The organism is Aciduliprofundum sp. MAR08-339, assembly GCF_000327505.1.
Taxonomy (GTDB): Archaea; Thermoplasmatota; Thermoplasmata; order Thermoplasmatales; family Aciduliprofundaceae; genus Aciduliprofundum.
This window is the reverse complement of the sequence record NC_019942.1, coordinates 533,026-544,482: the sequence shown is the minus strand read 5'-3', so window position 1 is coordinate 544,482 and position 11,457 is coordinate 533,026. Positions and strand designations below refer to the sequence as shown.

At 46.0% G+C, this 11,457-nt stretch carries 12 protein-coding genes; 6 read left to right on the top strand and 6 right to left on the bottom strand.

Going from position 1 to position 11,457, the window contains the following annotated elements; translation table 11 throughout:
• Nucleotides 1–51: 51 nt before the first annotated feature.
• Complete coding sequence (locus ACIM339_RS03035) at nucleotides 52–285, top strand: hypothetical protein (RefSeq protein ID WP_015283136.1); 234 nt, start codon at nucleotides 52–54, stop codon at nucleotides 283–285.
• Here the strand turns inward: ACIM339_RS03035 and ACIM339_RS03030 are convergent, their stop codons facing one another.
• Nucleotides 286–588 carry a ribonuclease P protein component 4 gene (locus tag ACIM339_RS03030; protein ID WP_015283135.1) on the bottom strand — a complete coding sequence of 101 codons (303 nt, stop codon included), beginning with the start codon at nucleotides 586–588 and terminating at the stop codon, nucleotides 286–288. It abuts the gene before it with no gap.
• A gap of 168 nt (nucleotides 589–756) precedes the next feature.
• Between ACIM339_RS03030 and ACIM339_RS03025 the strand changes: the two genes are divergently transcribed.
• Complete coding sequence (locus ACIM339_RS03025) at nucleotides 757–1,026, top strand: HU family DNA-binding protein (RefSeq protein ID WP_015283134.1); 270 nt, start codon at nucleotides 757–759, stop codon at nucleotides 1,024–1,026.
• Nucleotides 1,027–1,042: 16 nt separating this feature from the next.
• Here ACIM339_RS03025 and ACIM339_RS03020 read toward each other — a convergent pair whose 3' ends face one another.
• Genes ACIM339_RS03020 through ACIM339_RS03010 form a run of 3 tightly spaced genes read right to left on the bottom strand, consistent with a single transcriptional unit; the run spans nucleotide 1,043 to nucleotide 4,236 of the window.
• Nucleotides 1,043–1,855: an isopentenyl phosphate kinase gene (locus ACIM339_RS03020; protein ID WP_015283133.1), complete on the bottom strand. Its 813-nt coding sequence runs from the start codon at nucleotides 1,853–1,855 to the stop codon at nucleotides 1,043–1,045.
• Nucleotides 1,855–2,682 carry a diacylglycerol/polyprenol kinase family protein gene (locus ACIM339_RS03015; RefSeq protein WP_015283132.1) on the bottom strand — a complete coding sequence of 276 codons (828 nt, stop codon included), beginning with the start codon at nucleotides 2,680–2,682 and terminating at the stop codon, nucleotides 1,855–1,857. Before ACIM339_RS03015 ends, ACIM339_RS03020 begins: the two co-directional genes overlap by 1 nt.
• 57 nt (nucleotides 2,683–2,739) lie before the next feature.
• Nucleotides 2,740–4,236 carry a carboxypeptidase M32 gene (locus ACIM339_RS03010; RefSeq protein ID WP_201764066.1) on the bottom strand — a complete coding sequence of 499 codons (1,497 nt, stop codon included), beginning with the start codon at nucleotides 4,234–4,236 and terminating at the stop codon, nucleotides 2,740–2,742.
• Between the two features lie 93 nt (nucleotides 4,237–4,329).
• Here ACIM339_RS03010 and ACIM339_RS03005 point away from each other — a divergent pair, with 93 nt between their 5' ends.
• The 3 genes from ACIM339_RS03005 to cysS all read left to right on the top strand — a co-directional run bounded on the left by ACIM339_RS03005 (nucleotide 4,330) and on the right by cysS (nucleotide 8,898).
• A complete protein-coding gene (locus tag ACIM339_RS03005) occupies nucleotides 4,330–5,454 on the top strand; it encodes a pyridoxal phosphate-dependent aminotransferase (protein ID WP_015283130.1) in 1,125 nt (374 codons plus the stop codon).
• 51 nt (nucleotides 5,455–5,505) lie between these two features.
• Entirely contained in the window at nucleotides 5,506–7,386 is a 1,881-nt protein-coding gene (locus tag ACIM339_RS03000; RefSeq protein ID WP_048103742.1) for an aldehyde ferredoxin oxidoreductase family protein, read from the top strand.
• Nucleotides 7,387–7,521: 135 nt separating this feature from the next.
• The gene (cysS, locus tag ACIM339_RS02995) at nucleotides 7,522–8,898 is read left to right on the top strand and encodes a cysteine--tRNA ligase (protein WP_015283128.1); all 1,377 of its coding nucleotides are present in this window, start codon (nucleotides 7,522–7,524) and stop codon (nucleotides 8,896–8,898) included.
• On the opposite strand, the gene radA is transcribed toward cysS, so the two are convergent.
• Both radA and gap read right to left on the bottom strand, forming a co-directional pair.
• Entirely contained in the window at nucleotides 8,895–9,866 is a 972-nt protein-coding gene (gene radA, locus ACIM339_RS02990; RefSeq protein ID WP_201764064.1) for a DNA repair and recombination protein RadA, read from the bottom strand. The two genes, cysS and radA, sit on opposite strands and share 4 nt — an antisense overlap.
• A gap of 39 nt (nucleotides 9,867–9,905) precedes the next feature.
• Nucleotides 9,906–10,904, bottom strand: coding sequence for a type I glyceraldehyde-3-phosphate dehydrogenase (gene gap / locus ACIM339_RS02985; protein WP_015283126.1), 999 nt, complete (start codon nucleotides 10,902–10,904; stop codon nucleotides 9,906–9,908).
• A 146-nt stretch (nucleotides 10,905–11,050) separates the two neighbouring features.
• Between gap and ACIM339_RS02980 the strand changes: the two genes are divergently transcribed.
• Entirely contained in the window at nucleotides 11,051–11,413 is a 363-nt protein-coding gene (locus ACIM339_RS02980; protein WP_015283125.1) for a hypothetical protein, read from the top strand.
• Nucleotides 11,414–11,457 lie beyond the last annotated feature (44 nt).

Sequence of the window (11,457 nt, the reverse complement as noted above, 5' to 3'; positions counted from 1 at the left end):
TGATATCCGAGGGAAAATTAATAAATATTGATTATGCAATTCCCCCACGTTATGGGAATGAAAACTTACCTGAAGATAACCTTCAACAGCGAAGGAGCAAACCCCAGCGAGATCATGAGCAGACTGCAGTCTCTTGGATTCAAGCCGATAACAGGTACATACGATATGGTATACGAGTGGGACAATGGGGCAACGGTGAAGGACGCAATCTGGTTCGCCGATAAAGTGCACGAAACGCTCAGGGGATACAACGTTCTGTTCCAGCTGGAAACGATATCTGAATGATCATCTATATGGATATCTTTTGTACGTTCCGCATTTGAGACATTTTATCACAACCTTTCCCTTTTTAAGTCTGACCTGCGCCGTTTTTCCGGGTAGCAGAAAACTGTGGCATTTTTTGCAAATCCTCATTTTCATATACCCTGGAAGGCGCACATTGTACTTACGAGATAAATTCAAAATATGATCCACATACCTTCTGGCAAGTTCTTCATCACCATTCATGGCCTCATTCTGTGCCAGTTCGTAAAGAATTTTTATTCTTTCCCTTGCAATTCGCTGCATGTATTTTTTCCTTTGATTCACACAATCTCTACGCACACAACATTAAAAAACTTTGCCATTTACGGCATTTGTGGAAAACCTATTAAATGTAAATAAATTTATAAAAGCGTGCTACACGGCTTCTCAATGTAATTCTAACAAAAAAATATTTATACAAGAATGGCAATACCTTCATTGGGGTGACTAAAAATGGTAGGAATTAGCGAGTTGGCAAAAACTGTTGCCAAGAAGACTGGAGTGAGCCAGAAGCAGGCAAGAGCAGTGATAAGGGCCTTTGTTGATGAGGTCGTCGAGCAGGTAAACAATGGAAACAAGGTAAATCTCGTGGGATTTGGGATATTTGAGCGCCGTGTACAGAAGGCAAGGAAGGCAAGAAATCCGCGCACAAAGGAAGTTATTAACGTTCCTGAGAAGAAGAAATTTGTGTTCAGGGCATCCAGCAAGATAAAGTACCTCTAAATATTTTAAACACCCTCTATTTTTTTATTTTCACCCTTGTAAATTCTGCACTCTCACCAAGCGCATATCCTATTAAATTTCCGTAATTCATCATTGATAGAAATACTATCTCCGTATCTTTTAGGAGATGCGCATAACTCTTCAGTTTTTCAATTTTACCCTTCATACCCGAGGTTACATCTATCCCAGCAGAACCGGATACTTGGGCTCTGTTCTGTATATCATCTAAACTTATCTCCCTTATCAATCGGGCATTCTCGTTGGTCTTCGGATCCTCCGTGTAAATTCCATTCACATCGGAGACAAAGATCAGGCGTTTTGCATTTAACCGTGCTGCCAGATGCAGAGCGATGGTGTCTCCCGAACAAACAGAGAAACCTCTGACCTCGTCGTAGACCATATCCCCTCCGATGAGGGGAACCATACCAAGATCCAAAAATTTCTCAATGGATTCGCTGTAAAATTCCTTTATTTTTTCATTTTCAGCAACAATAACGCTGCTGGGAAGGAATATCATGGCCGGTATGCCCTGGTTCCTAAGTGCATCTGCCAGTCTGGTTCTCAAAATAAAAACGAGGGACTGGGTATGGGCAAGATTTACCAGATCCTCCCCACTTTCGTAACCCCTGTAAAGGTGGTACTCCTTAACCGGAGGATGACCTAAAGAGCCCACACCATGCACTATTATCATCCTCTCAAAAACCTCTCCAAGTTCCTTCCCAATTTCCCTAATTCTCTCTTCCATCAAAGAATATGGTCGGGACTTATCTGTGAGTACCGAGCCGCCGAGTTTTATCACAGTGAGACCTGGAAGAGGGAGGGTGGGCATCACAATCCCCAGAATGGTTCCCAGAAGGTGTGTATACCCGGCCAGAGACCCAGAGCGATCAAGATTATACCCATCACAATCACAGATGCGGGTATGATTATATTATCCACATCATGGGGGCTGAATAATTCAACAACAGAGGCAACTATGGATAGAATCAAAATGGGCACAAACCACTGGGCCACAGTTCCAATGCTGTACGTGTAGACGAGATTCCCAGAGGAGTAAACACCCACACCCATCAACCCGTAAAGGAAAATCATGAGCAGGGTTAGGGTAAACCCTATAAGGAACATTCCAAGCAGGGAACCCTCGATTGTCTTCGTTCCTGCGGGCACCTTCAACTTTCTCTTCCCGTAATTCCTTCCAACAATATCTGCAAAACCATCGCCGAAGGCAAGGATAGAGAAGGATATGAGGGCAAGAGGATGTGTCCACCAGAAGATGGAGACGAAAATCATTATCAGGGTGTAGTAGAATGTCCCTCTGAGCAACTCCTTGGGATCTCCAGAACGGGACATAGTGTTGACAAAGGCCTCATCCCTTGATATTCCCAGCCCAATTGTTAAAAATTTCAAAGCGAAAATGAGGGGCACTATGGACGCAATGATTGGAGAGTACCATGAGCTAGAGTAAAAGGGAAAGAAGAACACATAAATCGGTGCTGCGAATGTGTGTATAACCTTTCTGGATACGTTGATGCTCAATTTCCCCGAATTTCTAAGTTTGTCGTTTATGCCTATGAGTGCAAAAATTGCCACGAGGGTTATGAAAAAGGCAATTATATCCTCCACTATCGGTATACCTATGAAAGCAAGCAAACCCATTTTCTAAGCCTCCTTAAAAAAGGTATGAAAGAGGAGGTATATAATTTTTCGCAAAAATCAAAGGTACTTTGATTCAACGTACCTTATGAAGTACTCCGGATTGAAATCCTCCCCGAGACCTCTCCTCAAAAGTTCCTTTGGCGGATAAATTGAGCCGTACCTGTGAACCTTCTCCCTGAGCCAGTCCTTTATGGGCTGGAACTCACCATTCTTTATTGAATCCTCTATATTTACATCCCTTCTCATGTGCTCTGCAATCTGGGCCGCCAGCATTGTACCTATTGAGTATGTGGGGAAATAACCTATTGTGCCGTGGGCCCAGTGTATATCCTGGAGTATACCCTCAGCATAGTTCTTTGGTCTTATTCCCAGAAGATTCTCCATCTCATCATTCCATAGTTCAGGTAGATCCTTTGCATCTATGCCCTCATTGATCATTATTTTCTCCAGTTTGAAGCGAAGCAGTATGTGGAAATTGTAGGTCACAACATCCGCCTCCGTTCTTATGTAATCGAGACGCACTATGTTCATATACCAGTAAATGTCCTCTGGGGTGTAATCTCCTATACCCGACACATTTTCATTCAGAACAGGGTAAATCAACTCAGCAAACTCCATGCTCCTTCCAACGATGTTTTCCCAGAACCGGGATTGGGATTCGTGAATGCCAAGGGACACACCCCCTATTATGGGTGTGAACATGAATCGCTCATCCTGCTGCAATTCGTAAAGGGCGTGGCCAAACTCGTGCACCGTGCTCAGGATCGTGCGACGAAAATCAACTCCCTCATACCTTGTGGTTATTCTCACATCCTTCAGACCGAACTCCGTGGTAAATGGATGCGCAGAAACATCTATGCGGGAACGTACACCCAGAGGAAATCCAAACATCTTCAAAATTTCCCTGTTCACACTCTCCATACTGGCACGCTCATACTTCAACTTCTCAAGTGGATGCTCCCTTGGAACCTTTCCCTCACTCAAAATTCTCTCAAGAATGGGTTTGAGTCTCCTTTCAACCACATCAAACATCCTCTCAACATCCTCTGTGGTCAGACCCTCCTCAAAGAGATCCAGCAGGGCATCATAGGGATACCTCTCATAACCAAGATAATCGGCCGCCCTCTTTCCAAGATCCATTATTTTATCGAGCCAGGGTGCAAATTTATCATAATCGTTCTTCTCCCTAGCCTCCTTCCACACGGCAGTGGCTCTGCTTGTTGTCTCACTCAATTCCTTGACAAACTCTGGAGGGAATGAACTTTCAATCTTTATTCTTCTCTTCAGCACCCTGACGACTCCTCTTTCGTACTCGTTTAGTCCCTCAACGGAGTCTGCACGGTTCACAAGTTCCACAAATTCTGGTTTGAGAAGAAACTCCTGGGACAGTATGGCAAGTTCTCCCTCAGCAACACTCCTTTCCACAATCCCTTCCTTGGGCATGTTAACCTCCATATCCCAGCCAAGCACCGAGGATGCATGGCCAATGGCCCATATTCTCCTGTACTTTTCAAGAATTTCCTTTATTACCTCATTCTCAAACACCATTTGAATCACCATGCAAGCATGACATTCCATTAGATAAACTTAATCGTGCTATTATTTAGCAATGGAAATATTTAATTCCTTTAATTCCTTTTCGCACCTATGTTCTCAAACAGAGTTATGGGCATTGAACTCTCTGGGATAAGAAAGATTTTTGATATGGCCCAGGGAGAGGTCATCAATCTTGGTCTCGGAGAGCCCGACTTTCAGCCACCCCCCGAAGCTCTTGATGCCATAAGGGAAGCGGTGGAGAGAGGTTACAACAAATATGGTCCCTCAAAGGGATTTCCGGAACTTAGAGAGGCTATAGCGGAGAAATTTTCAAAATATGCAGATATAACCGCCGAGAATGTCCTAATAACTGTGGGAGCCACGGAAGGTATGCTGGCAACCATGCTCTCCCTCATAGACCCCGGCGACGAGGTTCTTTATCCGGATCCGGGCTTCGTGCTCTACAAGCCTCATACCATAATTGCCGGAGGAAAACCTGTGGCCTATCCAATTCTGCAGGAAAACGATTTTATGCCCACGCAGGAGGACCTGCAGGAGAGGATAACGAAGAAAACGAAGGCCATAATTCTGAACTATCCAAACAACCCAACGGGAGGAATAATTGACGAGGAGCACATAAAAATGGTGGTAGATATTGCAGAGGATAACGATTTGATAATAATTTCCGATGAGGTTTACTTTAACATAATCTACGAGGGTGCACCCAGAACCTTCCTGGGAAGATACGACAAACTCATTTTTGTAAACTCATTCTCAAAAGAGTTCGCCATGACCGGATGGCGCCTTGGATACCTGATCGCTCCCAAGGAGTATGTGGAGCAGATCGGAAAGATACACTACTACTCCGTGGCATGTCCACAGAGCCCAATTGAGTACGCGGCCCTAACCGCAATCAGAAAGAGCAAGTACTACTCAGATATGATGGTTGAGAAATTCAGAAGAAGAAGGGATCTTATATACGATTTGCTCAGAAAGATGGATGGTGTGAAACCCAATTTCCCACGGGGAGCATTTTACATATTCCCCAGGATAGAACTTAACGCCGACCCGGTGGAGATAGTGAAAGAGGTTGTGAAAAGAGGTGTGCTGTGCACCCCTGGAAACGCATTCGGAAAGATTGGCACACAGCACATTCGCTTCTCCTACGCGGCAAGCGAGGAAGATATAAGAAGGGGTATGGAAATATTTGACTCGGTGCTCGAAAAGTTCAGATGAGCATAACGAAACCTTTTATTTCCTCTTTCCATGCCTATTTTCGGTGATAAAATGAACGGTTACGGTAGAATTTTGAGGGTAAATCTCAATGATAAGAGTGCGAAAACTGAGGAATTGCCTCCCGAGATTGCAAGGAAATTTTTGGGTGGACTTGGAATTGCCGCCTATTATCTCTACAAGGAGGTTCCAAAGGGCGCAGATCCCCTGGGTGAGGAAAACAAGATATTCATCGCCCCGGGCCTATTAACTCCCTTTGGCGTGCCAACAGCATCCAAGACCTCTCTCACTTCCAAGTCCCCGCTTACTGGCGGATTCGGACGCACAGTTGTTGGAGCACCGATGGGTGTGGAACTCAAAAAGGCGGGCTACGAGATGCTCATAATTGAGGGAAAGAGCGATGAGCCTGTGATAATAAGAATTGAGGATGAGAATGTGAGCATAGAGCCCGCCAAAGACCTCTGGGGTATGGATACAAGGGAAACGCAGGAAAAATTGAAGAAGAAGTACGGAAAGGTGAGCACCGCCGTTATAGGGCCTGCGGGCGAGAACCTAAGCAGGATAAGTGGCATAGACTTTGAGGAGAGGCAGGCAGCCAGGAACGGTATAGGCGCGGTTTTTGGCTCAAAGAAGTTGAAGGGTATAGTGGTAAAGGGCACCAAGAAGCCCGAGCCATACGATGCTGCAAAATTGAGAAAACTCATAGCCAAATGGGCCAAGATAATAAAGGATCACCCGGCCACCAAGGACGATATGGGCTACGGAAGCGGAGAATTTTTGAGATGGATGAATCTTGAGCGTGGCACATTCCCAACAAGGAACTGGCAGTGGGGATACTTCCAGAGTTTCTACGACAGGGCCAAGGAGGGGGAGTTGCTGGGCATAGACCCATATTACTGGGTTCCAAAGTTCAGAAGCGGTAGAAATCCATGTCCAAACTGTACCAAGCCATGCTCCCAGGTGTTCAAACTGACAAAGTACAAGCCAGGAGTGGAAACGGATGGACCTGAATACGAGACCCTTTACTCCCTGGGTGGAGAACTTGAAATTGATGACCCTGAGGCTGTGGCCTACCTGAATCTTCTCTGCGATCTATACGGGCTGGATACAATATCAGCCGGAGTGACCATCGGCTGGGCCATGGAGGCCTACGAGCGTGGATTGCTCACAAAAGAAGACACTGATGGCTTGGATTTGAGATTTGGGAATGTTGAGGCCGCCGCTGAAGCACTTCGCAAAATGGCCTACCGTGAGGGAAATCTGGGCAAATTACTGGCCGATGGAAGCAAGAGAGCCGCCGAAAGATTGGGAAAGGGAAGTGATAAATTTGCCATACATGTAAAGGGCCAAGAATTGCCAGCATACGATGTCCGCGGCATAAAGGGAATGGCCCTTGCAATGGCCGTATCCTATCGTGGTGCATGCCATCTTACCGCCGGTGTGTATGGCACGGAACTGGTGGGCAGATGGTGGAAATTTGATGGCATAGATAGATTGAGTGCCGAGAACAAGGGATTTGAGGTGAAAACCCACGAGGATCTTATGCAGGTGTACGATGCCCTTGGTGTATGCAAGTTCTCAAGGCACATGTACTTCCTTGAAGGGTTCCCTGAATTGATTCATGCTGTAACGGGATTTGAAATGAGCAACGCAGGACTCATGGTCATTGGAGAACGCATATACAACGTTGCCCGTGCCTTCAATGTCCGAGAGGGATTTGACCGCAAGGATGATACCCTACCATGGCGCATAATGCATGAGCCCATACCAAAGGGCAAGAGTGCGGGCTCCTATGTTAAACCCAAGGAACTTGAGCATATGCTGGACGAGTACTACCAGGCAAGGGGTTGGAGCGAGGACGGAGTGCCAACCAAGGCCAAACTGGTCTCGCTGGATCTTGAGGATATAGCGGAAGAAATTGGCGTGGGCCATTAGGCCCTTTTTCTCCATTTTCTTTGTTTAGAAGTAATCCACATTCAAGGCTTAAATAAAAGGTTTTGTGCTTATAAAATTTCTTTGCAGGGTTCTCAGATAGCTTAATTATTTTATACCACACAAACATGCCAAATTATGGGGGATATTTACATCTACGATACGCTCAGCGGCGAGAGAAGGAAGTTTGAGCCCTTTCATCCGGGAAGGGTGGGCATTTACGTTTGCGGACCAACAACCTACGATTATGCACATATAGGCCACGCCAGGCCCGCAATTATGTTCGATGTCCTCAGGAGATTCTTGGAATACATGGGCTACGATGTTATCCTCATATCCAACATCACCGATGTTGATGACAAGATAATAAACAAGGCAAATGAACTGGGCAAGGATCCCATAGAGATGGCCCATTACTACGCGCAGGAGTACCTAAAAGACATGGACTCTTTAAGAGTGCGCCGTCCAAACATTATACCCAAGGCCACGAGGCACATGGAAGAGATTATAAACCTCGTAAAAACCCTGATTGAGAAGGGATACGCCTATGAGAGTGGTGGAGATGTGTATTTCTCTGTTGAAAAATTCAAGAATTATGGCAAATTGTCACACAGAAAAATGGAGGATATGCTAGCAGGCGCAAGGGTTGAGGTGAGCGATAAAAAACGCAACCCCCTTGATTTTGCACTCTGGAAAGCGGCAAAGCCCGGAGAGCCCCACTGGCCCTCTCCCTGGGGTCCAGGGCGCCCTGGATGGCATATAGAGTGCAGTGCAATGAGCATGACCTATCTCGGTTCAACCCTGGATATCCATGGCGGCGGTGCAGATTTGATTTTTCCCCACCATGAGAATGAGATTGCCCAGAGCGAGGCTGCAACAGGTAAGCCCTTTGCAAGGTATTGGATGCATGTTGGCCTGGTTAGATTTGAGAAGGAAAAAATGAGCAAGAGCATAGGCAACGTGTTCCTAATTCGTGATTTTCTCAAGAAGTACCCGCCGGAGGTGCTGCGCCTCATGTACCTGAACTCCCATTATCGCAAACCCTACGATTTCAGCGAGAAGAATATCACAGATACCATTCCTCTTCTTGAAAAAATATGGAGCACATACCAAATACTTAAAAAATCGGCCAGTGGGGGAGATGCATCAGAGCAGACGAAAATGAGAATAAGGAATGCGAAGAGAAGCATAATTTCGGCCCTGAGCGATGATTTCAACACCAGAGAGGCCCTGGCCGAGTACCTGAACTTCGTGAACTACGCAAAGGATCTCCATGGTCCTGATGCAAGAGCGGCCCTTGAATTCCTTGGGGAGATGGATTATATATTTGATCTGCTGCCGAGGGGTACGGGAGGAGATAAGGAGGAAAAACTCATAGGGCTGCTCCTTGAAGTAAGGAATGAGGAACGCAGGAGAAAGAACTACGACATTGCAGATTACATCCGGGAGCAACTGGAAAAAATGGGAATAAAAATAGAGGATACAAAAGAAGGTACCAGATGGTACCTCATTTAAGCGTCCCTTATTCCCTCCTCAACTATTTTTATGACAACCTCTCCATCGGGTAACGCGGGAGAGTCTATGAGCCTTGCAACCCTCTTGTTGCCCCTGCTCTTACGAAGGTATATCCGGTAAGTGGCTGTGTGCCCAACAATATGGCCTCCAATGGGCTGGGTCGGATCTCCAAACATCATACCCGGATTGGCAGCCACCTGATTTGTCACGGCCACAACGGCGTTGTTGAGATCTGCAAATTTCAGAAGATCATGCATATGCTTATTGAGCAACTGCTGTCTCTCTGCCAGAGAACCCCTACCAACATACTCCGCTCTGAAATGGGCTGTCAGAGAATCCACAATGAGAAGCCGGACGGGATACTCCTTTGCCAGTTCCATGGCCTTATCCACAAGGAGAATCTGGTGATTTGAATTGAATGCCCTTGCCACATGTATCTTCTTGAGTGAATCAATGGGATCAAGTCCAAGAGCCTCTGCCATCTGCTTTATTCTTTCAGGCCTGAAAGTGTTTTCCGTGTCAATATATATGGCATGCCCCTCCAGACCGCCCTTGTCAGCGGGTAACTGAACGTTGACGGCAAGTTGATGCATGATCTGAGTCTTGCCCGAGCCGAACTCGCCGAAGAACTCTGTTATGGCCTGGGTTTCAAGACCACCACCAAGTAGCCTGTCAAATTCGGGAGAGCCCGTTGTGAGTTTTGTAACATTCTTTCTGCGCTCGTAAATAACATCACCCGTCTCAAAGCCTCCAACATTGGCGTACTTCCTGGCGGCGAGAATTATCTTCTGAGCCACGCCTTCTCCTATACCGGCAACATCAGCAAGGTCCTTCGGAGATGCCACTGCCAGTTCAATTAAATCGGTATAACCGGCATCACGCAGCTTCTCGGCCGTGGTTGGCCCCACACCGGGCAAATCCTCCAGGGTGAACTCTTCTTTCTCTTCCTTCTTTTTTGTCAAATCCATCACCTTCAATATCCTATGCATATTGGTTTATTAATCTTTTCACAGCCACCTTGAAATGTATTTAACGAGATCAACCACACGGGCAGCGTAGCCGTACTCGTTATCGTACCAGGCAAGCACCTTGACAAGGTTTCCCCGCACGTAGGTCTCCGAGGCATCGTACATGGCACTGTGGGAATTGCCCTTGAAATCTGAAGATACCAGAGGCTCATCCACGTACTGCAATATGCCTTTTAACTCACCCTCAGCAGCGCGTTTGAACGCTTCGCGCACCTCATCCTCGGTAACGGGCTTCTCAACCTCCACAACAAGATCAACAATGCTTACCGTGCTTGTAGGCACACGGATCGATATGCCATGCATCTTTCCATCAAGCTCAGGGAGCACAAGACCTATGGCCTTTGCGGCACCCGTGGTTGTTGGTATGATATTCTGAGCAGCGGCTCTTGCTCTTCTCAAATCCCTGTGAGGTAAATCAAGCACTCTCTGATCATTTGTGTATGAATGCACAGTTGTCATCAGCCCGTATTCAATTCCAAAATTCTCGTGAAGCACCTTCGCCACAGGTGCAAGGCAATTCGTTGTACAGGAGGCGTTGCTTATCACATCGTGCCTCTCAGGATCGTACATCTCATGATTGACTCCAAGCACTATGGTAACATCCGCGGGCTGGCCCTTCGCAGGAGCAGTTATAATTACCTTCTTCGCCCCCGCTTTCAGGTGCTTTGCAGCCTTGTCCCGCGAGCGGAAAACACCGGTGCTCTCAACAACGATATCAACACCAAGATCTTTCCACGGAAGATTCTCCGGATCCCGCTCGCTGAAAACTGGTATTTCCCGACCATTGACAATTATGCTGTTCTCCGTGTAATCCACCTGGCCATCAAATTTCCCGTAGTTGGTATCGTATTTGAGCAGATGTGCGAGAGTTTTCGCGTCCGTTATGTCGTTTATTGCCACTATGTCCATCTCTTTATACCCAATCCTAAAAACAAGCCTGCCAATCCTCCCAAATCCGTTTATTGCAACCCTCACCACATTATCACCAAAGCATAATCATCTCGGGGTATTAAATGTTTATCTCCCCATTTGCCACATGGGTGTAAATCTGCGTTGTTTTCGTAATCGGTTCATACCTTTTCTTCGGAGTAAGATTTTTATCTCATAGGTTAATATTTTCGTTGATGCATTGTAACGCAATAAAACTTCCGAATAACACCTATAAGGAGGGTTATACGAATTTCGTATATTTGGAGTTTCCGTGGCCGAACGCCCAAATTTCGGCTCGCTCAAAAGAAAATAAAGAAGAAAAAATATTAGCAACCAACAAAATAAAAAATGAAAACAGAGAAATAACGGAGTTATTTGAACAGGCAGAAATATCAAAAAAATTAACAAACAAAAAAGTAATCAAATATAACGCTCGCCGAAACTTCAGGAAACACGCGGCTATACGGCAAACTTTGTTTGCCCAAATTCGCCCTTCGGGCGAACTTCGCATAGCCGCTGAAACGTTAAGTGAAATAAAATCACCAAGACAGGATTAGAACCCTGGCCCGAGACATAAAAGATTCCAAATTCGCAAATTTTA

Coding starts and splice junctions, on each gene's coding strand:
- ACIM339_RS03005 (WP_015283130.1), top strand. CDS start 4,330: ATGTTCTCAAACAGAGTTATGGGCATTGAACTCTCTGGGATAAGAAAG.
- ACIM339_RS03015 (WP_015283132.1), bottom strand. CDS start 2,682: ATGGGTTTGCTTGCTTTCATAGGTATACCGATAGTGGAGGATATAATT.
- ACIM339_RS03020 (WP_015283133.1), bottom strand. CDS start 1,855: ATGCCCACCCTCCCTCTTCCAGGTCTCACTGTGATAAAACTCGGCGGC.
- ACIM339_RS03035 (WP_015283136.1), top strand. CDS start 52: ATGGGAATGAAAACTTACCTGAAGATAACCTTCAACAGCGAAGGAGCA.
- ACIM339_RS03000 (WP_048103742.1), top strand. CDS start 5,506: ATGAACGGTTACGGTAGAATTTTGAGGGTAAATCTCAATGATAAGAGT.
- cysS (WP_015283128.1), top strand. CDS start 7,522: ATGGGGGATATTTACATCTACGATACGCTCAGCGGCGAGAGAAGGAAG.
- ACIM339_RS03025 (WP_015283134.1), top strand. CDS start 757: ATGGTAGGAATTAGCGAGTTGGCAAAAACTGTTGCCAAGAAGACTGGA.
- radA (WP_201764064.1), bottom strand. CDS start 9,866: ATGGATTTGACAAAAAAGAAGGAAGAGAAAGAAGAGTTCACCCTGGAG.
- ACIM339_RS02980 (WP_015283125.1), top strand. CDS start 11,051: ATGCATTGTAACGCAATAAAACTTCCGAATAACACCTATAAGGAGGGT.